This window comes from Citreimonas salinaria, from assembly GCF_900107235.1.
GTDB classification, from domain to species: Bacteria; Pseudomonadota; Alphaproteobacteria; order Rhodobacterales; family Rhodobacteraceae; genus Citreimonas; species Citreimonas salinaria.
On the sequence record NZ_FNPF01000005.1, the window covers coordinates 285,880 to 309,875 of the forward strand.

23 protein-coding genes and 1 riboswitch are annotated in these 23,996 nt (G+C 69.3%); of the genes, 7 read left to right on the forward strand and 16 right to left on the reverse strand.

Annotated elements, in window-relative coordinates; genetic code table 11:
• The first annotated feature begins 5 nt into the window (after positions 1–5).
• Positions 6–185: riboswitch (cobalamin riboswitch) on the forward strand.
• A gap of 54 nt (positions 186–239) precedes the next feature.
• Both BLW27_RS09180 and cobF read left to right on the forward strand, forming a co-directional pair.
• On the forward strand, positions 240–917 hold the full coding sequence (locus BLW27_RS09180; RefSeq protein WP_089882414.1) for an energy-coupling factor ABC transporter permease: 678 nt from the start codon (positions 240–242) through the stop codon (positions 915–917).
• A 74-nt stretch (positions 918–991) separates the two neighbouring features.
• On the forward strand, positions 992–1,726 hold the full coding sequence (gene cobF / locus BLW27_RS09185; protein WP_089882416.1) for a precorrin-6A synthase (deacetylating): 735 nt from the start codon (positions 992–994) through the stop codon (positions 1,724–1,726).
• On the opposite strand, the gene BLW27_RS09190 is transcribed toward cobF, so the two are convergent.
• Positions 1,723–2,997 (reverse strand): flavin-dependent oxidoreductase, encoded by a 1,275-nt coding sequence (locus BLW27_RS09190; RefSeq protein ID WP_089882418.1) that lies wholly within the window; start codon positions 2,995–2,997, stop codon positions 1,723–1,725. The two genes, cobF and BLW27_RS09190, sit on opposite strands and share 4 nt — an antisense overlap.
• 196 nt (positions 2,998–3,193) lie before the next feature.
• Between BLW27_RS09190 and BLW27_RS09195 the strand changes: the two genes are divergently transcribed.
• On the forward strand, positions 3,194–3,868 hold the full coding sequence (locus BLW27_RS09195; RefSeq protein ID WP_089882420.1) for a type 1 glutamine amidotransferase domain-containing protein: 675 nt from the start codon (positions 3,194–3,196) through the stop codon (positions 3,866–3,868).
• A gap of 17 nt (positions 3,869–3,885) precedes the next feature.
• Here BLW27_RS09195 and BLW27_RS09200 read toward each other — a convergent pair whose 3' ends face one another.
• Entirely contained in the window at positions 3,886–4,713 is an 828-nt protein-coding gene (locus BLW27_RS09200) for a lysozyme family protein (protein WP_089882422.1), read from the reverse strand.
• A 287-nt stretch (positions 4,714–5,000) separates the two neighbouring features.
• Here BLW27_RS09200 and BLW27_RS09205 point away from each other — a divergent pair, with 287 nt between their 5' ends.
• The 4 genes from BLW27_RS09205 (at position 5,001) to BLW27_RS09220 (ending at position 8,522) form a co-directional block, all read left to right on the forward strand.
• On the forward strand, positions 5,001–5,618 hold the full coding sequence (locus BLW27_RS09205; protein ID WP_089882424.1) for a YitT family protein: 618 nt from the start codon (positions 5,001–5,003) through the stop codon (positions 5,616–5,618).
• A gap of 170 nt (positions 5,619–5,788) precedes the next feature.
• Positions 5,789–6,793, forward strand: a complete 1,005-nt coding sequence (locus BLW27_RS09210) for an ABC transporter substrate-binding protein (RefSeq protein WP_245710824.1) — start codon at positions 5,789–5,791, stop codon at positions 6,791–6,793.
• A 78-nt stretch (positions 6,794–6,871) separates the two neighbouring features.
• On the forward strand, positions 6,872–7,684 hold the full coding sequence (locus tag BLW27_RS09215; RefSeq protein ID WP_089882426.1) for an ABC transporter ATP-binding protein: 813 nt from the start codon (positions 6,872–6,874) through the stop codon (positions 7,682–7,684).
• A 10-nt stretch (positions 7,685–7,694) separates the two neighbouring features.
• Complete coding sequence (locus tag BLW27_RS09220; RefSeq protein WP_177177857.1) at positions 7,695–8,522, forward strand: ABC transporter permease; 828 nt, start codon at positions 7,695–7,697, stop codon at positions 8,520–8,522.
• A 20-nt stretch (positions 8,523–8,542) separates the two neighbouring features.
• Here the strand turns inward: BLW27_RS09220 and BLW27_RS09225 are convergent, their stop codons facing one another.
• The 14 genes from BLW27_RS09225 to BLW27_RS09290 all read right to left on the reverse strand — a co-directional run bounded on the left by BLW27_RS09225 (position 8,543) and on the right by BLW27_RS09290 (position 23,913).
• Positions 8,543–10,729, reverse strand: coding sequence for a xanthine dehydrogenase family protein molybdopterin-binding subunit (locus BLW27_RS09225; protein WP_089882428.1), 2,187 nt, complete (start codon positions 10,727–10,729; stop codon positions 8,543–8,545).
• A complete protein-coding gene (locus BLW27_RS09230; RefSeq protein ID WP_089882430.1) occupies positions 10,726–11,736 on the reverse strand; it encodes an FAD binding domain-containing protein in 1,011 nt (336 codons plus the stop codon). Before BLW27_RS09230 ends, BLW27_RS09225 begins: the two co-directional genes overlap by 4 nt.
• Complete coding sequence (locus BLW27_RS09235) at positions 11,733–12,239, reverse strand: 2Fe-2S iron-sulfur cluster-binding protein (protein ID WP_089882432.1); 507 nt, start codon at positions 12,237–12,239, stop codon at positions 11,733–11,735. The genes BLW27_RS09230 and BLW27_RS09235 overlap by 4 nt, the downstream gene beginning before the upstream one ends.
• A 143-nt stretch (positions 12,240–12,382) precedes the next feature.
• Positions 12,383–13,786, reverse strand: coding sequence for a TRAP transporter large permease (locus tag BLW27_RS09240; protein WP_089882434.1), 1,404 nt, complete (start codon positions 13,784–13,786; stop codon positions 12,383–12,385).
• A complete protein-coding gene (locus tag BLW27_RS09245; protein WP_089882436.1) occupies positions 13,786–14,415 on the reverse strand; it encodes a TRAP transporter small permease subunit in 630 nt (209 codons plus the stop codon). The genes BLW27_RS09240 and BLW27_RS09245 overlap by 1 nt, the downstream gene beginning before the upstream one ends.
• A gap of 112 nt (positions 14,416–14,527) precedes the next feature.
• On the reverse strand, positions 14,528–15,544 hold the full coding sequence (gene dctP / locus BLW27_RS09250) for a TRAP transporter substrate-binding protein DctP (protein WP_089882439.1): 1,017 nt from the start codon (positions 15,542–15,544) through the stop codon (positions 14,528–14,530).
• Positions 15,545–15,686: 142 nt separating this feature from the next.
• Positions 15,687–16,448, reverse strand: a complete 762-nt coding sequence (locus tag BLW27_RS09255) for an SDR family NAD(P)-dependent oxidoreductase (protein ID WP_089882441.1) — start codon at positions 16,446–16,448, stop codon at positions 15,687–15,689.
• A gap of 68 nt (positions 16,449–16,516) precedes the next feature.
• Positions 16,517–17,827 (reverse strand): TRAP transporter large permease, encoded by a 1,311-nt coding sequence (locus BLW27_RS09260; protein ID WP_089882442.1) that lies wholly within the window; start codon positions 17,825–17,827, stop codon positions 16,517–16,519.
• A complete protein-coding gene (locus BLW27_RS09265) occupies positions 17,824–18,414 on the reverse strand; it encodes a TRAP transporter small permease (RefSeq protein ID WP_089882444.1) in 591 nt (196 codons plus the stop codon). The genes BLW27_RS09260 and BLW27_RS09265 overlap by 4 nt, the downstream gene beginning before the upstream one ends.
• A gap of 119 nt (positions 18,415–18,533) precedes the next feature.
• Entirely contained in the window at positions 18,534–19,568 is a 1,035-nt protein-coding gene (locus tag BLW27_RS09270; protein WP_089882446.1) for a TRAP transporter substrate-binding protein, read from the reverse strand.
• Between the two features lie 154 nt (positions 19,569–19,722).
• Complete coding sequence (locus tag BLW27_RS09275; RefSeq protein ID WP_089882448.1) at positions 19,723–20,940, reverse strand: glycosyltransferase; 1,218 nt, start codon at positions 20,938–20,940, stop codon at positions 19,723–19,725.
• Positions 20,940–22,091 (reverse strand): DNA polymerase III subunit delta', encoded by a 1,152-nt coding sequence (locus BLW27_RS09280; protein WP_089882450.1) that lies wholly within the window; start codon positions 22,089–22,091, stop codon positions 20,940–20,942. The genes BLW27_RS09275 and BLW27_RS09280 overlap by 1 nt, the downstream gene beginning before the upstream one ends.
• On the reverse strand, positions 22,088–22,726 hold the full coding sequence (tmk, locus tag BLW27_RS09285) for a dTMP kinase (protein ID WP_089882452.1): 639 nt from the start codon (positions 22,724–22,726) through the stop codon (positions 22,088–22,090). Before tmk ends, BLW27_RS09280 begins: the two co-directional genes overlap by 4 nt.
• Positions 22,723–23,913, reverse strand: a complete 1,191-nt coding sequence (locus BLW27_RS09290; RefSeq protein ID WP_089882454.1) for a D-alanyl-D-alanine carboxypeptidase family protein — start codon at positions 23,911–23,913, stop codon at positions 22,723–22,725. Before BLW27_RS09290 ends, tmk begins: the two co-directional genes overlap by 4 nt.
• Positions 23,914–23,996 lie beyond the last annotated feature (83 nt).

A 23,996-nucleotide genomic window follows, 5' to 3' on the forward strand; every position in this document is an offset into this window, starting at 1 on the left:
GGGCTGACACAGTGACATCGTGCGGTGTCGCGCAGGCGACACTGGGAACCGGGTGCGAATCCCGGGCTGCCCCCGCAACTGTAAGCGGTGAGCGTCGAGGAATATCCACTGGCCCGACGGGCCGGGAAGGACCGAAGGCGCATCGACCCGCAAGCCAGGAGACCGGCCGCACGCCAAGAAGGCCCGAAGGGCCACCACTCCCGCTGCCGGAGGGGCAGCACCATATGGAAGGGACAGACATGCATATCGAACCGGGCGTCGTCGACGCGGCCAAGATGGGCCTCGCCACCGCCACCGCCGCAGGGGCCATCGGCTACACCGCGAAACTGAGCTGGCAGGAACTGTGCAGCGCGAAGGCCGCGACGCTGGCGCTGCGCGCGGGCCTGGCCACCATCGGCACCTTCGCCTTCTTCGAGGTTCTGCCGAACTTCCAGGCCGGCGTGTCCGAGGTGCACTTCATCCTGGGGACCACGCTGTTCCTGCTGCTGGGTGCCGCGCCCGCCGCGATCGGGCTGATGCTGGGCCTGCTGCTGCAGGGCCTGACGCTGGCGCCCACGGACCTGCCGATGTTCTTCGTCAACGCGACGACGCTGCTGGTGCCGCTGTTCGCGATGACCGCGCTGGCGCGCCGGGTGATCCCCGCCGGCACTCCTTACGTCGACCTGCGCTACGCCGACGTGCTGAAGCTGTCGGCGACCTACCAGGGCGGCGTCGTCGCCTGGGTCGCGTTCTGGGTGTTCTACGGCCAGGGCGTGGGCGCGGAAAGCGCGGCCTCGGTGGCGACCTTCGCCGCCGCCTACGCCGTCGTCCTGCTGGTCGAGCCGATCGTGGACCTGGCGGCGCTGGCCGGTGCCAAGGCGCTGCGCGGCCGCGTGCCGCAGGGTCTACTCACGCCGCGCCTGCACTCGGCGGCCTGAACCTTCGACATCGGGGCCGGGTCTTCGCGCGAAGGCCCGGGCCTTTTCATGCGCATGTATCACCGAGGACGCCCATGATCCGCGATCTCTGGCTTGTCGGCATCGGCACCGGCTCGCCCGGGCATGTCACGCTGGAAGGCGTGCAGGCGCTGCGCGAGGCTGCAGCGATCCTGCTGCCCCGGAAGTCGGGCAAGGACGACCTCGCGCATCTGCGCCACCGCATCCTCGAAGCCGCTGGCGCGACCGCACGCGTGATCCCGTTCGATTACCCCGTGCGCGACGAGTCGCTGCCCTACCAGGCCCGCGTCGCCGCCTGGCACGACGAGATCGCACACCGTTGGCAGGCAGCGCTGCGCGACGCGCCGGACGGGCCGGTGGCGCTGCTCGTCTGGGGCGATCCGTCGCTCTACGACAGCACGATGCGCATCGCCAAGCGGCTGGACCCGCGCCCGCGCCTCCGCGTCGTGCCCGGCATCACCGCGATCCAGGCACTGACGGCGGCGCATGCCATTCCGCTCAACACCGTGAACGGCCCTGTAACCATCACCACCGGCCGGCGGCTCCACGACGGGGGCTGGCCCGCCGGGGCGGACACCCTCGTCGTCATGCTGGACGCCGAGTGCCGGTTCAGCGACCTCGAACCCGAGGGGCTGCACATCTGGTGGGGCGCCTATCTGGGCAGCGAGGACCAGATCCTGCGCAGCGGACGCGTGGAGGACGTGGCCGAAGACATCGCCGGGACGCGCCGCGCCGCGCGCGAGCGGCACGGCTGGATCATGGACACGTACCTGCTGCGCCGCCTGCGCTAGGCCACGCGTGCCTGCGCCGGGATCGTTGGCGGTGCCGCGTTCAGCGCGTCGATGGCGAGGCCGGCGGCGGACTTGTAACCGGCCATGAAGGCCGCGCGTTCCTCCGGCGCGATCACCGCGTCGACATTGTCGAACACCCCGCCGCAGCGATCGTCGAGCAGGTTCAGCAGCCCGAACGGACCCGCGCCCCGATTCCGCAGCACGAGTTTCGAGATCGGCCCGCACAACTGCGCATCATACGCCGCCAGCGCGTCGGGCGTGACCCCATGGCGCAGCATCTGCGCGCCCAGCACACGGGCGTCAACGATGGCCTGGCTCGCCCCGTTGGACCCGGTCGGATACATCGCGTGTGCCGCGTCGCCCATCAGCGCGACCGGCCCGTCGACCCATGTATCCACCGGGTCGCGGTCGATCATCGGATTCTCGTAGGCGCCGTCGGCGCCCGACAGCAGCGCGGGCACGTCCAGCCAGTCGTAGCGATAATCGTCGAAGTGGTGGATGAACGCCGACACCGGCACCGGGCGGAACCAGCCCTTGTGCGGCCAGGTGCCGTCGCCCTCGACCGTGACCTCGGCGATCCAGTTGAGCAGCGACAGCCCGTCCGCGTCCGGCTGCGAAATCGGATACAGCACCATCCGCTGCCGGTGCGTCCCCAGCCCCACGAAGGACGCGGGCGAACGTGGCGCCTTCGCGCGCACCGTCCCGCGCCACATCAGCGCGCCGCCCCAGTGGATCGGCGGCTGGTCCGGGTGCATCTGCGCGCGCACGGCCGAGTGGATGCCGTCGGCGCCGATCAGCAGGCGGCCGCGCAGCGTCTCGGTGCCGGCATCGGCCTCGACCGTCGCCTCGGCCCCGTCGGCAACGGCGCGATAGCCGGTAACCTTCGCCCCCAGCCGCACCGCGTCCGGACCGGCACGCGCCACCAGCGTGCGATACAGCAGCATGTGGAATTCGCCGCGATGGCAGGCGATCTGCGGCCAGGCATAGCCCGCGTCGCGGCCGCGCGGCTCGGCATAGACTTCGCGGCCGTTCAGGCCCACCAGCGCCCATTCACGGATCGGCAGTCCGACGCGATGCAGCGCCTCCTCGTCCAGCCCGAGGTCGATCAGTTCGCGCACCGCGTTCGGCTGCAGGTTGATTCCCACGCCCAGCGGCCGCATCTCGCGCGCCGCCTCGACCACCGTGCAGGGCACGCCGATCCCGTGCAGCGTCAACGCCAGCGTCAGCCCGCCGATGCCGCCGCCGGCAATGATCACGCGCCCGTTCTCCATGCTCTTCCCCCTCGCGACCGTCCTGGCGCGACTGTGCCAGCCGGCGGCGTGACGGGGCAAGGGCCGGAATGCGCGCAGGTCACGAAGATATGCGGCGCCGGCGCGGAACGCGCCCGGTCCGGACACGTAGACCTGATGACGGACGGCATCGCCGCGATGCCGAAGACCGAGGGACATAGCGAAAGGACGACCACCGATGAGAATCCTGATGGTTCTGACCTCGCATGACGGATTGGGCGATACCGGGCGCAAGACAGGCTTCTGGCTCGAGGAATTCGCAGCACCCTACTACGCCTTCCGCGATGCGGGCGCCGAGGTCACGCTGGCCTCGCCCCAGGGCGGGCAGCCGCCGGTGGACCCCGCCAGTGATGCCGAGAACGCCCAGACCGACGCCACCCGCCGCTTCAGGGACGATTCCGAGGCGCAGCGCGCGCTGTCGGGGACCGCGCCTCTGTCGACGGTGAGCGCGGATGACTTCGACGCGATCTTCTATCCCGGCGGCCACGGGCCCCTTTGGGACCTGGCCGACGACGCCCACAGCACCGCGCTGATCGAACGCTTCGCCGCGGCCGGAAAGCCCATCGGCGCAGTCTGCCACGCGCCCGCGGTATTCAAGAACCCCAAGGGTCCGGACGGGCGCGCGCTGATCGCGGGGCGGCTGGTGACCGGCTTCGCAAATTCCGAGGAAAAGGCCGTCGGCCTGAACACCGTGGTGCCCTTCCTGGTCCAGGACATGCTGAACGCCAATGGCGGGCACTACGAGAAGGGCGAGGACTGGGCGTCCTTCGTGGTGATGGATGGCGGAATCGTCACCGGGCAGAACCCGGCATCCAGCAAGGAAGCCGCGCACAAGCTGATGGCGCTGGTCTGACGGCGCCTGCTCCGGTGCTATCGATTCGCCTGCGGGCGGGGCCGGGCGGGGAAGATGTCGGCCATCGCGGTCTCGAACGACTGCCAACTCATGGTGGCGGAATTGCCGGCATAGCCTTCGTAGAAGGATTTGCCCGACGCGGTCGGCAGCCCGGCCCAGATACGGGCGAGGTTCAGCATGAAGCGGTCCCGTGACAGCGCGCCCGATTTGAAGGCGTGCATCCCCGCCTGCGCCAGCAACCGGTCGGCCAGCCGGTCCTGCACGGCTGGCGAGAATCGCGTGGCGGGGTCGATCTCGAGCGCCTCGACCAGGGCGCGCAGGGTCGACGGGATGAACTGGTAGCGTCCGATCGCATGCGGCTGTCGCGGCGTGGCGTCGATCCAGGCGTAGATCTCGGCGATCGTCATCCGCGTGGGGGCGTTCGGCGGCGGGATCTTCGCGCCGTGCTGGACCGCGTCGAACCCGGCGCGCCCGGCCTCGGCCTTGGCGATGATGTCGCGCAGCCGCGACGCGCGCGCCGCCAGCGTCCCGGTGAAATCGGCGCCCTGGCGCAGCCCCAGCCCCGCGCGCGGGGTCGGCTGCCACAGGCTTGCGCCGTCGAGCATGGCGAACAGGCTCGGGCCGCCGGGGCGGTCGTCGTCCTCCCCCGTCCTCTCCACCGGCTGAAGGATGCCGCGGGCCGCGGGAAAACCGCCGCCCGGCGCGATCGCGTCGTCCTCCAGCGCGATGAAGGCCGCGCGGTCCGTGCGGAAAAGCCCGTCGGACAGAAGTGAAACGGGCGTGGCTCCCGCCGCGCCCCCCAGGGTCGCGGCGATCATCATGCCGGTGCAAAGCGTTTGCGTCATCGGGGCCCCGTTCTGGTTGCCATGCGGGCATCGTGCCCGTCACAGGTTCAGATTCGGTTAGCCTCAAAGACAGGGTCAGGATTCGTCGATGTGTTGACGAAAGGTGAATCCGTCTCTGCAAGCCATTGATTTTGCTTAGGAGCAAGCATGTCCCGCCGTGGGACACCCCGTGGCGCACCAGTCCGATGGCCCCGCGGCGTGCCCAGATTCCACACAATCTCTCCCATGAACGGACGCGGACCGATCCCGGCGCTTGACTTGCTCACCCAGCCGGGGTCGAAGGCGCCATGCTTCTTCTCAGCTCTCCCCCGCCCGACCGCCACACCCCCTGGGAGGACGTCCAGGGCATCCTGATCGGCGCCACGCTGGTGGCGCTGTCGATCCAGTTCCTCCGTGCGGCGGGCCTGTTCACCGGCCAGATCGCCGGCCTGTCGCTGGTCATCGCCTACCCCACGGGCTGGGCATTCGGGGCGATCTTCTTCGTGCTGAACCTGCCCTTCTACGTGCTGGCGGTGCGCCAGCTGGGCTGGACCTTCACGCTGAAAAGCTTCGCCGCCGTCACGCTCATGGCCGCGCTGGCCGAGACGCTGCCGCTGGTGCTGACGGTGAGCGAGGTCCATCCCGCGCTGGGAGCGACGCTGTTCGGCATCCTGTCCGGCGTCGGCCTGCTGTCGCTGTTCCGCCATGGCGCCACGCTGGGCGGCGTCGGGGTCGTCGCGCTGTGGTTGCAGGACACGCGCGGCATCAAGGCCGGCACCGTGCAGCTTGCCTTCGACCTGGGCGTCTTCCTGCTGGCGCTGACCCTCTTTCCCTGGCCGGTCGTCGCCTGGTCGCTGCTGGGCGCGGTGATCCTGAACGTCGTGATCATCATCAACCACCGCCGTGACCGCTACATCGCCCGCTGAGGCCGCGCCGCCTGCCCGCTTTCCGGGCAGGTCACGCAAGTGCCCGCCCATTCTTCTTGCATCGCGCCCACGGCTTGGTCACGCTCGGCCATGGGCGCTGTCACGCGCGGATCCGTGCGGCGTAGATATTGGCGCCACATCAAGAACAGGCCCAACAGGGAGAGACCACAGTGTTCCATCGCACCATCGCCGTCACCGGCGCGCTTTTCGCCGCAACGATCGCCGGGGCGCAGACGACCGACATGCCCTTCGCGCTCGACTGGAAGTTCGAAGGCCCGGCCGCGCCCTATTTCGCCGCCATCGACCGCGGCTTCTTTGAGGACGAGGGCCTGAACGTCACCATCGAGGCGGGCTCGGGCTCCGTCGACGTGATCCCGAAGATCGCCACCGGCGCGTTCCCGGTCGGCTTCGGCGACATCAACAGCCTGATCAAGTTCCTCGACCAGAACCCCGGCGCGCCGGTCAAGGCCGCGATGATGATCTACGACAAGCCGGCCTTCGCCGTCGTCGGGCGCCATTCGCAGGGCGTGTCCGAACCCAAGGACCTGGAGGGCCGCGTGCTGGGCGCGCCGCCGCCCGACGGGGCCTGGGCGCAGTTCCCGGCCTTCGCCTCGGCCAACGACCTCGACATGGGCGCGATCACGGTCGAGCCGGTGGGCTTTCCCACGCGCGAGCCGATGCTGGCCGCGGGCGAAGTGGACGCGATCACCGGCTTCTCGTTCTCGTCCGTGCTGAACCTCAAGCGGCTGGGCGTGCCCGCCGACGACATCAGCAACATCCTGATGGCCGATCACGGGCTCGACCTTTACGGCAACGCGATCCTGGTCAATACCGACTTCGCCGAGGACAACCCCGAACTGGTGCGCGGCTTCCTGCGCGCCGTGGCCAAGGGCTGGGAGGATGTGCGCGACAATCCCGACGCCGGAATCGAAAGCCTGATCGGCCGCAACCCGGCTGCCGACGCCGAGCTGGAGACCGAGCGGCTGCAGATGGCGCTGGACCAGAACGTCTTCACCGACTGGGTGAAGGAGAACGGCATGGGCATCATCGACGCCGCGCGCATGGACTCGGCGCTGTCGCAGATCGCCGAGACCTACGAGTTCCAGAATGAACCCGACGCCAGCGCCTACTTCACCGACGAATACCTGCCCGAGGGCGGCTTCGACGTCGAGTGATCCACCGGCGCGACCCGCGCCATCCTTCGCAACACCCGGCGCGACTTCGGTCGCGCCGGCCGTTTCACGGGCAGCGCCTTGAACCACCTGATCGATATCTCCGGCGTGCGCCACGCCTACAAGACCGAATCCGGACCGCTTCCGGTGCTGGACGGGCTCGACATTTCCGTCCCCGAGGGCGGCTTCTGCGCCGTCGTCGGCCCGTCGGGCTGCGGCAAGTCCACGCTGACCAAGCTGATCGCCGGGCTGATGCGTCCCGATGCGGGCAGCGTGAAGCTGCACCGGACCGAGGTGACCTCGCCCCGCTCGACCGTGGGCATGGCGTTCCAGAACCCGGTGCTGCTGGAATGGCGCACGATTCTCGACAACGTGATCCTGCCGCTGGAGATCGTGCCGAACAAGCTGACACGCGCGCAGCGCGAGGAGCGCGCGCGTAGCCTGCTGTCGATGGTCGGGCTCGAGGGCTTCGAAGAGAAACGCCCGTCCGAGTTGTCGGGTGGCATGCGGCAGCGCGCCTCGCTGTGCCGGGCCCTGGTCCACAAGCCCGAGGTGCTGATCCTCGACGAACCTTTCGGCGCGCTGGATGCCTTCACGCGCGAGGACCTGTGGCAGATCATGCACCAGGTGAAGGAGCGCGAGCCCTTCACCGGTGTGCTGATCACCCACGACCTGCGCGAATCCATCTTCCTTGCCGACCAGGTGGTGGTGCTGTCGGGACGGCCCGCGCGCACGCAGTACGTGCTCGACGTCGGCACGTCGGGGCCGCGCGACCTTGATCACCTCTATACTGCCGAGGCGTCCGAGATGCTGGCCATCCTGCGCCACCAGATCGAGATCGCGCAGGGCCGCGCCGAGCCGCAGGCCTCCGCGCCCGCCCGAGCTGTGCAATAGGAGCCGCTTCATGGCCTACGTCCCCGAACACATGACCGCCGATAAGCCCCCGAAAGGCGCCGGCATCGTCGGATTCCTCACCAGCCGCGCAGTCGTCGCCCCGATCGCGGCGGTGGTCGTCTTCCTTCTGCTGTGGGAGCTGATTGTCTGGGCCAACGGCTGGCCCGACTACCTCATGGCCTCGCCCTCGGACCTGCCCGCGGCCTATGCGCAATACTGGGAGCTGTTCCTGATCATGGGCTGGCAGACGCTGTGGCGCACGATCGTGGGCCTCGTGCTGGCAGTGATCGTTGGCGTCGGTTTCGGCATGGTCATGGGCTTTTCGCGCACGATGCGCGATGCGCTCTACCCGCTCCTGGTGGGTTTCAACGCGATCCCCAAGGCGACCGTGGTGCCGATCGTGGCACTGCTGTTCGTCGGCGCGCACGACTTCAACACGATCCTGATCGCCTTCATGATCTCGTTCTTTCCCATCGCCGTGTCGGTCAGCATCGGTCTGAGTACGCTTGAACCGGAATACCGCGACATCCTGCGGTCCTTGGGCGCCTCGCAGACGACGATCTTCCGCAAGATCGCGCTGCCCAAGACGCTGCCGGAATTCTTCGGGGCGTTGAAGGTGTCGGTGACGCTGGCCTTCATCGGCACCAACCTGATGGAGATCGTGTCCCCCCACGGCCGCGGTCTGGGCGCGCTGTTCGACTCCGGCAAGACCAACAGCAACTATCCCCTGATGTTCGCGGTGCTCATCGCACTCGCCTTCCTGGGGATCGTGCTTTACTACATCGTGGTCGCGCTGGAGAAGATCTTCGCCGGCTGGGCGGAGCGTCAGCCGGGCTGAACGCCCGGCCGTCGCGCGGCTCAGCCCTCTTCCATCGCCGCGATCACCTTGTCGGGCGTCGCGGGTATCGACAGCAGGCGCGCACCGCAGGCGTCGTGCACCGCGTTCAGGATCGCCGCGCCCGAGCCCGAGATGCCAAGCTCGCCCACTCCCTTCGACTGCATCGGGTTTGCGTGGTCGTCGCGCACCGGCAGGAAATCGGCGGTGATGTCCCCGGGCACGTCGGCGTGGGCCGCGACATGGTAATTGGCCAGATCGCGGTTGGCGATGTGACCGGTGCGCGGATCATGCTCGAGTGCCTCGTGCAGTGCGCCGCCCATGCCCCAGATCATGCCGCCCAGGGCCTGCCCGCGCGCCGTGCGCTCGTTCAGCACGCGGCCGATATCGAACAGGCCGAGCATGCGGCGCACGCGGATCTCGCCGGTCCAGCGATGCACGGCGACCTCGGCGAAGTGCGCGCCGAACCCGGCCGAGGCGTGCGTTTCGGCGGTCTTGCCCGGTCCCACGGTCGCCGTCTCGCCCAGTTCGCCGTCGATCAGGTCGGCCAGCGACCGCTCGACGTTGCCACCGCGCGCGATGCCGTCCTGCAGCGCGAGATCGTCGGGATCGCATCCCAAGGTGCGGGCCAGCTTCTCGCGGATACCCTTCGCGGCCATGAACACCGCCGAGCCACTGGAACTTGCGCCGAACGACCCGCCCGAGCCCGGGCTGCGCGGGAAATCGGAATCCGCCAGTCGTACCTCGACCCGCTCGGCCGGTAGGCCCAGCATCTCGCCCGCGATCTGCGTCAGGATCGCGTAGGTGCCGGTGCCGATGTCGGTCATGTCGGTCTCGACCACGGCGCCCCAGGGCGTCAGCCGCACCCGCGCCGAGGATTCCTGGAGTGCGTTCGGGCGCGCCGCGGCAGCCATGCCGGCGCCGATGAGCCAGTCGCCCTCGGACCGGGTGCCGGGCGCGGGGCGATCCGCCCAGCCGAAGCGTCGCGCGCCCTCGGTCAGGCAGTCCGCCAGCCTCTGCTCGCCAAAGGCCTGCCCCGTCATCGGATGGCTGGTGGCGACGTTCTTCAGCCGCAGGTCGAGCGGATCGATGTCCAGCAGCTGGGCCAGCATGTCCATCGCGACCTCCAGCGTGATCATGCCGACCGCCTCGCCCGGTGCGCGCACGGAGCCCGACGGAGTCCGGTGGTTGCGCGCGACCTCCTGGGCGAAATGCATCGCCAACGCGTCGTAGGTGAACCGCGACGCGCTGCTGACCGGCTCGGCAAAGCCCTCGCCGGGCAGGTTCGAGATCCGGTCGTCGTGGGCCAGCGCCAGCAGCTTGCCATCGGCATCGGCGGCCAGGCGCAGGCGCTGGCGCGTCTCGGTGCGGCGCAGCACGGCGTCGAATACCGTCTGACGCGCCATCACCACGCGCACTGGGCGGCCGAGGTCGCGCGCAGCGACCGACGCGGCCACCGCCTCGGGACCGATGCCCAGCTTAGAGCCGAAGCCGCCGCCGACGAAGGGCGACACGACGCGTACGCGCTCGGGCTCGACCCCCAGCGCATCCGCCAGTTCGAGCCTGTTGGTCGCCACCATCTGCAGCGCCCCGCGCAACAGCAGGTTCTCACCCTGCCACTCGGCGACCGCGGCATGCGGCTCCATCGCGGCGGAGACGTGGCCCGCAGTGCGGAAGGTCAGATCCACCCGCGCGGCGGCCTTGCCCCAGGCATCGTCCCAGTCGCCCCTGGTGTCGGGCTCGTCACTCTCGACCTCCGAGGCGGTCTCGGGGTCGACCTCGGCGGGCGCGGACTCGTAGGTGACGGCCAGGCGCAGCGCGCCCTCGCGCGCGGCCTCGAAGGTCTCGGCCACCACCAGCGCGATGGGCTGACCGTGGAAATGAACCTCGGTGTCGGGCCGGATCGGGCTTTCGCCCGCCATGCCTTGCGCCGGGTTGCGGATGAATTTGGGCCCGTGGAAAACGCCCAGCAGGCCCGGGATATCGCCGATCGAGCCCTCGTCGATCGCGGTCACGCGCCCGCGGGTGACGGTGGCGCGCACCAACATGCCGTGGACGCAGCCTTCGGGCAGGTGATCTGCGGCATAGGCCGCGGCGCCGGTGACTTTCAGCAGCCCCTCGGGACGCGCCATGTCGGTGCCGATCAGGCCCTGCCGGGTCGAATCCAGAAGGCGCGGCTGGGGCTGGTCCATCTTGAAGTCGAACGTCATGCGAAGGCCTCCGCCTTGTCGGTTCCAATCGCGGCCTCGGACAGGCCGGTGACCTCGTGCAGCACCGATTGCAGGGAGCGTCGCAGCAGCGGCAGCTTGTAGGCAGCGTCGGGATGCGGCGTGTGCCCCGCCGTCAGCCGGTCTGCGGCGCGGCGGAACAGGCCTGCATCGGGCGCCTGCCCGACCAGCGCGTCGGTGACGGCGTCGTCGCCCCAGGGACGCGGCGCCACGCTGCCGTAGGCCAGAGACAAATGGTCGATCCGGCCATCGCGCATCGTGGCCACGGCTGCGACCGAGACCAGGGCGAAGGCATAGGACGCGCGGTCGCGGACTTTGCGGTAGCTCTGGACCGAGCCCGCCACCGGCGCGGGCAGGATCACCGCGGTGATGATCTCGCCCGGCTGCACGACGCTTTCGATGTCGGGGCGGTCGCCCGGCAGGCAGTAGAAATCCTCCAGCGCCAGCTGTCGCGTTGCACCGTCGGTGCCGCGCACCTCGACCCGCGCCTCCAGAACGCGCAGTCCAACGGCCATGTCCGAGGGATGCGCGGCAAGGCAGGCATCGGAGGTTCCGAACACCGCCAGCATGCGGCCGACGCCGCCCTGCGCGGAGCAGCCCGCGCCGGGCTCGCGCTTGTTGCAGGCCATGGCGGGGTCGTAGAAATACGGGCAGCGCGTGCGTTGCAGCAGGTTGCCGCCGGTGGTCGCCTTGTTGCGGATCTGCCCCGAGGCACCCGCCAGGATGGCGCGCGCCAGGACCGGATAGCCGGCGCGGATGCGCGGATCGGCGGCGACTTCGGTATTGGTGACCAGCGCGCCGATGCGAAGGCCCTCGCCCTGCGGCTCGATCCGGTCGAGGCCGGCGATGCGGTTGATGTCGACCAGCGTGTCGGGGATTTCGACCTGCAGCTTCATCAGGTCCAGAAGATTGGTGCCGCCGGCGATGATGCGGCCGCCCTCGGCGACGCTGTCCAGCGTTTCGGCGCGGCGATAGTCGAAAGGTCTCATTCCGCCGCCTCCGCAGCACGGGCGATCGCCGCGCGGATCATCGGGTAGGCCGAGCAGCGGCAGAGATTGCCGCTCATCCGTTCGGCCAGTTCGCCGTCGGTCATCCCGTCGATGCTGCTTAGCGAGGACGAGACATGCGAGGGCTCGCCCCGGCCGATCTCTTCCAGAACGGCGCTCGCCGACATGATCTGCCCGGCGGTGCAGAAGCCGCACTGGAACCCGTCGCAGGCCTGAAAGCTCGCCTGCATCGCGCCGGGCGCGTCCGGCGTGCCGAGGCCCTCGATCGTGGTGATCTCGTCGCCGTCATGCATCGCGGCCAGCGTCAGGCAGGAATTCACCCGGCGGCCGTTCACATGGACCGTGCAGGCGCCGCACTGGCCGTGGTCGCAGCCCTTCTTGGTGCCGGTCAGGCCGATCTGGTCGCGGATCGCGTCAAGTAGGCTCAGCCGCTCGTCATGGCTCAAGTCGTGGCGTTCGCCGTTCACGGTCAGTGTCGTGCGCATGGAAGCTCCCGTCCCGCTGGTGCAAGGCGGCCCCGCCCCACGGGGACCGTGAGTGATACGTGCGCGACAGGAAAATGTTCCCGCCCGCCCGGCGGCGAACCGGCGAAGGCCGGTCCGGCCCCGGGCCGAGGCGGCGAGCGCCGCTACATCGCCATGGACGGCAGCCACAGCACGATCGCCGGGAAGGCGACCAGCAGCCCGATCGTGATCGCGTCGGCCACGAAGAACGGCGTCACGCCGCGGAACACGTCCTGGACCGAGATGCCGGGCTGAACGCCGGCGACGACGAAGCAGTTCAACCCGATGGGCGGCGTGATCAGGCAGAACTCGGCCATCTTGACGACGAGGATGCCGAACCAGACCGCACACATCGGCCCCGACATGCCGAAGGCGCTGTCCTCGGCCGAGACCATCATGCCGCCGTTCAGCGCCATGACGGCCGGGTAGACGACCGGCAGCGTCAGCAGCAGCATCCCGATCGCGTCCATGAACATGCCCAGCACGGCATAGGCCAGCAGGATGCAGATCAGGATCAGCATGGGCGAGTATTCGAGCCCGGTGATCCAGTCCGCGAATGCCGAGGGCAGGTCGGCGAAGCCCAGGAACCGGACGTAGATCAGCACGCCCCAGATGATGGCGAAGATCATGATCGACAGCTTGGCCGTCTCGACCAGCGCGTCGCGCAGCTCGGGCAGGCGCATGCCGTGCCACAGCGCCATCAGGAACACGATGAAGGCGCCGATCGCGCCGCCCTCGGTCGGCGTGCCCCAGGCGTCGCCGCCGAACGGGTTGTAGACGAAGAAGATGATGATCACCACGACCGCCACGATGGGCAGCGCGGGCGGCAGTGACACAAAGCGCTGCTTCCAAGTGAAGCCGCCCACCGGGGGGCCGAACCCCTTGATGCTCAGCGCGAGGATGATGATCAGCGCGGCGTAGATCAGCGCCGAGAACACGCCCGGAATGAAGCCCGCGAGCAGCAGCCGGCCGACGTCCTGTTCGACGATGATGGCGTAGATCACCAGGATGGCCGAAGGCGGGATCAGCGAGGCCAGCGTGCCGCCAGCGGCGACGACGCCCGCGGCGAAGCGCTTGTCGTAGCCGACCTTCAGCATCTCGGGAATGGCGATGCGCGCGAAGACCGCCGCCGTGGCGACTGACGCACCTGACACCGCGGCGAAGCCCGCGGTGGCGAACACCGTCGAAACGGCCAGCCCGCCCGGCACCCAGGCAATCCAGCGCTTGGCCGCCTCGAACAGGGCGCGCGTCAGGCCGGCATAATAGGCCAGGTAGCCGATCAGGATGAAGGTCGGGATCAGGCTCAGCGCCTGACTGGCGACCTTGCCGTGCGGCACCTGCCCCGCCGTCTTGACCGCCACGCCCACGGCCCAGCCGAAGCGTTCGGGATCATAGCCCGAGCGGTCCCAGAAGATCCAGACTAGACCGATCAGCCCGGCCAGCGCGGCGGCGAAGGCCACGCGCATGCCCAGGACGACCATCACCAGCAGGCCACCGGTGACCCACAGCCCGATTTCGGTGGATTCCATCAGTCGTGCCCCCGCACCTGTTCGGCCTCGGCGGCCGCGACCTCGGCGGCCGATTGCACCAGCGGCACCCCGACCGGCTCGGTGAGCCCCAGCACCAGGGCCCGCCCGTAGCCCCAAAGCTGCAGCACCAGCCGCACGCACATGACCGAGAAGGCCACCGGCACGACCAGCTTGGCAGGCCACAGCGGCAGGTTGATGTCGATCGAGCTGTCGCGCGAGCAAAGCGGCCGCGTGCAGTCGAAGCTGCGGTCGAAATGCGCCCAGGTGCCCCAGACCAGCAGCACCATAAGCACGAGGACGCCCAGCGTGGTGATGAACTCGGCCGCCCAGAGCGCGCGGCCCTTGAGCGCGCCGACGACGATATCCATGCGGATATGCCCTCCCAGCCGCTGCACGTAAGAAATGCCGAAGATCGCGATCAGCGGCATCGCCGCCTCGATCCAGTCGACATAGCCGCGCAGGGGTTCGTTGAACAGGTTGCGCCCCGAAACCGACACCACCGCCAGCACCATCAGTGCGAAGGCGCCCAGCCCCGACACCAGCGCCATGCTCCACTCCGCCTTCGCCAGCCCGCGGTCCAGCCGGCTGAGCAGGCTGTCATCCTCGAGAACCGATGCCGCCCCCGCCATGTGCGCCCCCCGTCACATGTTTCCGTTCAAGACTTGCCGGCCCGGACCGCCATGCGGACCGGGCCGTTGTTCCGCCACGATCCCCGGGCGAGACCCGGGGACCGACGGTGCTTCAGTTATTGGCGCGGTGTTCTTCCAGCGTCGTGAACACGAGGTCGTAAAGCTCCTGCGCGGGCAGGCCCTGCGCGCTCATCTCCTCGATCCAGGCTTGGTGGATCGGATCGCCGGCCACCTTCTTGAACTCGGCCAGTTGCTCGTCCGAGATCGTGACCTTCTCAACGCCCTTCTCTTCCAGAACCTCGTCCCAGCGCTGCAGCAGCTCGCCGTAGTTCTCGAGGTAGTGGTCGATCGCCTCGTCGACGCTTTCGTCGAAGATCGCCTTTTCCTCGTCCGACAGCATCTCGTAGGCGTCGATGTTGACGACGATCGGACAGTTGACGGTGCCGGGATTCAGGTTCGCGGTCCACCAGTCGGCGCGGTTGATCGTGCCGAAGGACAGGTGCGCGTGCTGCGCGAAGGCCACGGTGTCCACGACGCCGGATTCCATCGCCTGATAGGCCTCGGAGCTGGTCACGCTGGTCGGCACGGCGCCCACGGCGCTGAACGCCTCGCCTAGGCCGCCGGTGGCGCGCACGCGCATGCCGTCGAACTCGGACAGCTCGTCGCGCGGCTCGCCCGTGCCGACGATGTTGTACTGCGGCATCGGCGAGGTCATGACCATCTTCGCGTTCCACTGGGCCATCTCGTCGGCCACGGCGGGATGGTCGTAGATCGCGTGGCTGACGGCCACTTCCTCTTCGAGGTTCGAAACGCCCAGGAACGGCAGTTCCAGCACGGTGATCGCGCGATTCTTGTCGGGGTGGTAGCCCGCGCAGAACTGCGCCATCTCGAACGCCCCGATCGAGATTCCGTCGAGGTTCTCGGTGTTGTTGGACAGGCCGCCGTAGCTGATGTTCATGGTGAAGTCGCCGTCCGACTTCTCTTCGACCAGCTCGGCCAGCTTGTGGACATGCTCGGTGAAGGCGCGACGCGAGCCCCAGACCGACACGTTCCATTCGGTGGCAAGCGCTTCGCCCGCGAAGGTAACCGCGATCGCGGTCGTCAGAAGTTTCGCCGTCATCGACGTCATGGTTCGTCCTCCCCAGTGTTTTGCGACGGTCCCGGCCGTCTTGAGCCATGAACCCTACGGAAACCGCGCCGGGACGCAAGCCTTCTTGCGCCGGCGGAGCGGTCGCAGGAACGCACGCATCCGCTGTGTTCCCCATTGCGCCCTAGCGCTGCGGCAGGCGCACCGCGGCATCCAACCGGATCACGGTTCCGTTCAGATAGGCGTTCTCGACGATCTGGCAGACCATCTGCGCGTATTCGCCCGGGTCGCCCAGCCGGTGGGGAAACGGGATGTTCCCGACGATCCCGGCGGTGGTCTCCTCGGGCAGGCCCTGCATCATCGGCGTGTCGAACAGCCCCGGCGCAATGGCCATGACGCGGATGCCGAGCTTGGCCATGTCGCGCGCCGCCGGAAGGCACATCGACGCGATCCCGCCCTTCGACGCGGCATAGGCCGCCTGTCCGATCTGACCGTCCTCGAAGGCAACCGACGCCGTATTGACCACGACGCCGCGCTCACCGCCCTCCAGCGGCTCGAGCTCGGACATTGCGCGGGCGGCGTAGGACATCACGGCGTAGGTGCCGATCAGGTTCACGCGGATCGTGCGCTCGAACAAGTCCACCGCCAGCTTTCCTTCGCGCCCGACGATGCGGGCGGCCCCGGCGATGCCGGCACAGTTCACCGCGATGCGCGGCGCGCCCAATCTGTCGACCGCCTGCGCGATCGCCGCCTCGACCGAGCTGGCATCGCCCACGTCGGCCTGCACCGCGATGCCGCCGATCTCTTCGGCCATGCGCGCGGCACCGTCGGCGTCGAAATCCAGCACCGCCACGCGCGCGCCCTGCTCCGCCAACCGCTTCGCCGTCGCCGCGCCCAGTCCGCTTGCGGCACCCGTCACCAGTGCCACCTGTCCCTCGATGCGCATCCCGCGCCCTCCTTCATTCTGGTTCAAGTTTCCCGCGGGTGTGGGGGCAGAGCCCCCGTCACCATCCGCTACAGCAGGAACAACGTGATCGACGGGAACGCGACCAGAATCGCCACCCGCACGATGTCGGACCCCACGTAGTACATCACCGCCCTATAGGTGGACGCGATGGGGGTTTCCGGGTCCATCGCGTTGATCACGAACAGGTTCATCCCGACCGGGGGCGTGATCAGCCCGACCTCGACCACGATCAGCACCAGTATGCCGAACCAGATCGCGACGTGCTCGGCCGACATGCCGAAATCCAGCACCGAGATCACGGGAAAGAAGATCGGCACGGTCAGCAGGATCATCGACAGGCTGTCCATGACGCAGCCGAACACCAGGTACAGCAGCAGGATCACGCACAGCACCAGCACCGGCGAGAGACCGAGGCCAACGACCCAGGACGCCAGCTCCTGCGGCACCTGCGTCAGCGCGAGGAACCCGTTGTAGAAGGCCGCACCCAGCACGATGAAGAAGATCATCGCCGTCGAGCGCGCGGTGTCGGCAAAGCTCGCCAGCAGCGTCGTCCGCGTCAGCCCACCGTTGAGCAGCGCGATCAGCCCGGTGCCGAACGCGCCGACCGCCGCGCCCTCGGTGGGGGTGAAGATGCCGCCGTAGATGCCGCCGACCACGGCGATGAAGACCAGCAGCACCGGCCAGACGTCGATCAGGCGGCGCAGGCGTTCGCCTGCGGGCACCGGCTCCCGCACGCCCGCGGCGTCGGGGTTGCGGCGCACGTAGACCTGCACCGCGATCATGTAGCCGATCGCCGCGAGGATGCCGGGGATGAACGCGGCGAGGAACAGCTTGGCGATGTTCTGCTCGGTCAGGATGGCGTAGATCACCAGCACCACCGACGGCGGGATCAGAATTCCCAGTGTGCCGCCCGCCGCCAGCGTCGCGGTCGAGAACCCGCCCTCGTAGCCGTAGCGCTTCAGTTCCGGCAGGGCCACGCGGCTCATCGTGGCAGCGGTGGCGAGGCTCGATCCGCAGATCGCGCCGAAGCCGGCGCAAGAGCCGATCGCCGCCATCGCCACGCCGCCGCGGCGGTGACCCAGGAAGCCCTCGGCGGCGCGGAACAGCGCCTGGCTCATCCCGCCCAGCGTGGCGAAGTAGCCCATCAGCAGGAACATCGGCACGATCGACAACGAGTAGCTGGAAAACGTGGTGTAGGCCTCGGTCTTCATCCGCGCGAGCGCCATGTTCGGGCTGCCGGTGACCATGTAGAGCCCCGCGAAGCCCGCAACGAACATCGCAAGGCCGATGGGCACGCGCAGGAAGATCATCGCCAGCAGCGCCGGGAACGACCAGATTCCGATCTCGAGCGAGCTCATGCGGGGGCTCCCGCCGCGCTCACGACCGCGTGGCCGGTCACCGCTTCGTAGAGGCGCAGCAGCGCCATGTAGACGCCCGCCGCCGCAGCAGCGACCGCACCGACAAGGCTGGCCGCGTAGGACCACCAGACGGGGAATTGCAGCAGCATGGTCGTCTGCCCCGACTGCATGGACCGCTCCAGCGCCGACGACAGCTGGACCGCGATCGCCACCAGCACCACCGCGAACAGCGTTTCGGTCAGGAAGATCAGCCCTCGCTTCGCGCGCATCGGCAGCGCATCGGTGAACACGTCGACCGAGGCATGGCCCGCGGTCACCTGGCAGAACGGCAGGAAGGCGAAGATGCAGAACGCCATGCCCGCCTCGACCAGTTCGAAGTCGCCACGGATCGCGCCGATCCCGGTGTCGATCAGCCCCTGCGCCAGCCCTGGCGCGATGGACATGGCCAGATCCGAGGCCAGCGCGCCGTTCAGCGCGCGCCCGACGATCGACAGGCAGGTGATCAGCACCAGCACGCTCAGCACCGTACCGCCTATCGCGGCGAATGCCCGCGCCAGCCGCACCACGACCAGATGAACCCGCAGCATGTGCCTCCCTTTCTCAAGCCAAGGGCGGACCGCGTGATCCGGTCCGCCCTACTTCCTTCATTCATTGCGCGCAGCGCCCTGCGGCACCCACCGCGGGACGCCGCCCGCAGGCCGGCATTTTAGTTGGCTGCTTGGTATTCGTCCATCAGCGTGCGCGCCTGGTCGATCAGCGCCTGGCCGTCGATGCCGCGGGCTTCCATCTCGGCGACCCACGCGTCGTAGATCGGCCGCACAAGTGCCTCCCACTCCGACGTGTCCGAGATCGTGACGATGTTGTTGCCCAATTCCACCGCGACCTGGCGGGCCGGTTCGTCGTAATCGGCCATGACACCCCCCGCGAAGACCGAGAACTCCAGCCCCGACTGCTCCATCAGGATCTGCTGCAGATCCTCGGGCATCGACTGGAACTTGTCCTCGTTCATCGCCAGCACGAAGGTCAGCGTGTAGAGCGCGGGCCCCTCGAATTCGGTGTGGTTCGAGACCAGTTCCGGCACCTTGATGGACGGCGTGACCTCCCATGGGATGGTGGTGCCGTCGATTACGCCCTTGGAAAGCGCCTCGGGGATGGCGGGCACCGGCAGGCCGATCGATTCGGCGCCGACGCGGGCCAGCAGGTCGTTGACCAGCCGCGAGCCGCCGCGGATCTTCATGCCCTGCAGATCCGCAGGCTCGCGGACCGGCTCGCTCGTGTGGAACACGCCCGGCCCGTGCACCCAGGTCCCGAGGATCTTGATGCCGGCGAAGTCGGTCTCCTTCATGTGTTCCTCGAACATCTTCCAGTAGGCGTAGGACCCGGCGCGCGCGTCCTCGACCATGAAGGGCAGTTCGAACACCTCGGTCTGGGGGAAGCGGCCGGGCGTGTAGCCGACCACGGTCCAGACGATGTCGGCCACGCCGTCGACGGCCTGGTCGATCAGCTCGGGCGGCGTGCCACCCAGCTGCATCGAGGGGAAATGGTTGATCTCGATGCGGCCGTCGCTGGCCTCCTCGACGTTCTGAATCCAGACATCCAGCAGATGCGTGGGCACATTGGCCTGCGCGGGCAGGAACTGGTGCAGGTTCAGCGTCACCTCCTGCGCCGAGGCGGTGCCGGCAATCATCGCCGCGGCGACGACGCTTGCGGCGCGTTTCAGAATGGTTCTGCGAGTGGTCATGGTGTCCTCCCTGTTGACGACCGGGCCGGCGTCTCGCGGCGCGTCGTTGACAGCGCGCCGTCGGCTCGCGGGCGGGTTCACCATGCGCGGGGACGCGCGCAAACGAAAGGGGCAATCGGGGCGTAAGCCTGCCTTTTCGTGCATGACCCGGCGGTTACCGCGACCCGCCGGTATGCGCGACCTCGTCCATGAGGGTCGACAGCTTCGCCGCCTCGACCGCGCCGTCATGCAGCGATTCCACCCGCGTGCGGCCCGCCTGCCCCATCGACGCCAGCCGGTCTGCCGGCGCGGTGACCGCCGTCTCCATCGCGCCCGCCAACGCATCGACGTCGCCTGCCGCCACCCGCCAGCCGCAGGTCTCGTCCACCAGTTCGGGGATGCCGGCGACCCAGGTGGCGACGACCGGGCGGCGCAGCGCAAACGCTTCCATGATGACCACCGGCAGTCCCTCGGCGAAGCTCGCCAGCACCATCGCGCGGGCGGCGCGGATGTGGTCGCGGACGGCGGATTCGTCCGCCCAGCCGGTGATGGTGACGGTTTTCTGCAGGCCCAACTGCGCGATGCGCGCCTCGAGCACCGGGCGCAGCGGGCCGTCGCCCACCAGCACCATGTGAAAGCCCGGCACGCGGGCCGCGACACGCGCCGCGGCTTCCAGCAGCACGATGTGGCCCTTCTGCTCGGACAGGCGGCCGACGCAGACAAGCACGGGCGCGTCGGGGGGCGGCGCATCCGCGCCGTCGAACGCGGACAAGTCGGGGCCGCAGCGCACCACCTCGATCCGCGCGTCCGGCGCCCAGCGGCGAAGCTGGCTGGCGCCGAACTGGCTGATCGCTACGGCGAAGGCGGCGCCGGCCAGCTTGTCGCCCAGCGACAGCGCGCGCGGCGCGTCGAATTCCTCGGGGCCGTGGGTGGTGAAGCTGTAGGGAAGCCCCGACAGGCGCGAAGCCAGCAAAGCGACGGCCGCCGAATTGGTGCCGAAATGCGCGTGGATGTGGCTTGCACCGGTCGCCCGGCAGCGTCGCGCGACATGCGCAGCTTCGGCCAGGTAGACAAGGTGTACGAGGCGCCCGCGCTCGGACCGCCCGCCCATGCGCCAGGCGGCGCGGGCGGCTGACCACATGGCGACGGGGGCGCGCCACGCCTCGACCACCGCATCGCGCAGCAGCCGGCCCGCGCCCTGCGCCAGAACCCGGTGCGTGCGCACCGCCTCGTCCGCCAGTGCGGCGTGGTCCTCTCCGGCCGGAGTGTCGCGGATCGAGACGCGGTCGATCTGCCAGCCGAGCCGCTCCATCGCGGCAATCTCGCGGGCGATGAAGGTGTGGCTGACCTTCGGATACTGGTTGACCAGCCAGAGGGCGCGCCGCGGGACCATCAGGCGGCGCGCGACAGGCCCAGCAGCAGGTCGGTGACCAGCGCGCCCGCGTCGATGTTAACCGCCCGCGCATGGCGTGCGCGCGCGCCTGTGTCGGCCACCGCCTGCGCCCAGCGGCGCGCCGCGGCCGCATCGGGCGCCAAGCGGCGCAGCACCGCGCCTTCGTCCGGGGCGAGGTCCAGCGCTGGGCCGGCGCCGGTGACACCGGTGCGGGCGATCCGCGCCGCCAGCAGGTCCAGCAGCGTCAGCACCAGGTCCAGCCGTTCCTCGCGCCCCCGGCCGGCGCAGCTGTCGGCCAGCGTCATCAGGCGCGCGCGGTCGGGCGCCGGGGCGCCGGCGAGCACCGCCACCAGTTCCCGGTACAGCGCCAGACCGTCCAGCGCCGCAAGTCGCATCGCCGCGCCGACCGAGCCCGCGGACAGTTCGGCGAAAGCCGGCGCATCGCCCGGCGCGATGTCGGCCCCCGCCTGGTCCAGCGCGCGCGCCATGTCGTCTGCCCCCAGCGGCGAAAGCCGCAGCGTCCGGCAACGCGACCGGATCGTCGGAAGCAGCCCCGCCGGCTGGTGGCTGATCAGCAGCATGGTCGTGCGCGCCGGCGGCTCCTCGAGCATCTTCAGGATGGCGTTGGCGGCCTGCGTGTTGAGCGCATCGGCATCGTCGACGATCACCACGCGCCGCCCGCCATCGGTGGCCGACAGCGCTAGGTAGCCGCGCAGCTTGCGCACCTCGTCAACGCGGATCATGTCGGAGAACCGACCCTCCTGCAGCGCCTTCTCGCGATCGCGCTCGGTTGATCCCGCGCCGCCGCAGCGCAGCAGGAAGACGCCGGGATTGGACAGCGCGCGCACTCGGCGCGCAACCGGGTGATCGGAGTCGATGTGCAGCGTGTCGGGCGCCGGCGGCGCGCCGAACAGACCATCGCCGTCGGCAGGTGGCGTGGCCAGAAGGAACCGCGTCATCGCCCAGGCCAGCGTCGCCTTGCCGACACCGCGCGGGCCGGTCAGCAGCCACCCGTGATGCAGACGCCCCGACGCGTGCCCGGCCAGGAACTCGGCCGCTTCGGCATCGTGGCCGAAGACGTGCTCGGCCTCGCGCGGGTGCGGCGCGCCGGGGATCCGGTCGGGTTCGGGAAGGGCGTCGGGCTCGCTCATGACGCGGTGCGCAGCGGACCGCGGATCGCGGCCATGACGTCGCCGGCGACGAGGACCTCGTCGCGGTTTCCGTCAATCACGCGGAAGCGGGACGCAAACTCCTTCGCCAGCGCCAGGAAACCCGCGCGCATGCGCTCCTGCAGGCCGACGCCGAAATCCTCGAAGCGCTCCTCGGAGCCGGCGCGGGCCTTGGCGCGCGCCAAGGCGGCGACGGGCTCCATGTCGATCAGCAGCGTCAGGTCGGGTTCGACCCCGATCATCAACGCGTGAAGCTGGTCCGCGGCGCTGCGCAGGTCGCCGCGCGACAGGCCCTGGTACATGCGCGTGCTGTCGGCGAAGCGATCGCAGATGACCACCCGCCCCGCCTCCAGCGCCGGCCGGATCGTCCGCTCCAGATGATCGCGGCGCGCGGCGTTGAACAGCAGAAGCTCGGTCTCGGCGGACCAGCGCTCGGGATCGCCCTGCAGGACCAGCGCGCGAATTTCCTCGGCGCCGGGGCTTCCGCCGGGTTCGCGGGTCAGCACGACGTCGTGGCCCTCGGCGCGCAAAGCGTCGGCCAGCAGACGCGCCTGCGTCGACTTGCCCGACCCGTCGATGCCCTCGAAACTGACGAAAAGCCCGCCTTGCGCGCTCACATGGCCTCCCCGGAGACAGGCTCGCCCTCGCCGCGCCCGCCAGCGACGCGTGCCGCCAGCGTGCGGCTGACCGTCATCATCCGGTCGACGAAGCCGCCGCCCGCCACGTCGCTCTCGGCGTAGAGCGGCACGCGGGTCTCGGGCAGACCCTCGGGGCGGATGATGAGTTCGGCCAGTTGCTGGCCCGCGCGCACCGGCGCGTCGATCGGGCCGGTATAGACCACTTCGGCGTCAAGCCCGCCGACCGGGCTGGTAGGCAACAGCAACGTCACGTCCCGGTCGGTCACCAGCCCGACGCTGTCCTGAGCGCCCAGCCACAGGTCGGCCTGCGCGATCGCGGTGCCCTCGGTCACGATGCGCCGTTCGGCGAACTGTCGAAACGCCCAATTGACGATCGCCTCGGATTCGTTGGCCCGTGCCTGCGCGCTGTCGAGCCCCGTGATGGCGAAGATCACGCGCCGCCCCTCCTGCGTGGCCGAGCCTACCAGGCCGTAGCCCGCTTCCTGCGTATGGCCGGTCTTCAGGCCGTCGGCACCGATGCCCAGCCCCAGCAGCGGGTTGCGGTTGAAGCGGTTCGCGCGCTCGTTCTCGTCGAACAGGAACTCCTCTTCGGCGAACATCTCGTAGAATTCGGGGAAGTCCTCGATCAGGTGCCGGGCCAGCAGCACGAGGTCGCGCATCGACATCCGGTGGCCCTCGGCCGGCCAGCCGCTGGCGTTCTCGAAGGTCGAATTGGTCATGCCCATCTGCTGGGCGCGCTGCGTCATCAGCTCGGCGAAACCCGCCTCGGTGCCGGTGGGGCTGAGATGCTCGGCCAGAACGACACTGGCGTCGTTGCCCGAAAGAACCACGACGCCGCGCAACAGATCCTTGACGCTGACGCGCTCGTCCTCCTGCAGGAACAGGGTCGAGCCGCCGAAGCCGGCCGCATGGGCAGACACCCGCAATTCCTCGTCCAGCGCCAGCCGGCCGTCGCGCACCGCCTCGAAGGCGAGGTAGAGCGTCATCAGCTTGGACATCGATGCGGGCGGCAACGGCGTGTCCGCGTTCTTCGACAGGAGCACCGTGCTGGTGGTCTGGTCGAGGACGAAGGCGGCTTCGGCCGAGGTGTCGAAGGCCTGCGCTGGCAGCACCAGGCCGAGAGACAGCGCCGCGGCGGCGACCAGGGTGCGGGTGAGACGGATCATGGCGTGGGTCCTGTTTCGCGGGTCATGGGCGAGTCGCATCGCCCACTTTATCGACGATCGAGGGCTCGCTGTCATCCCGAAGA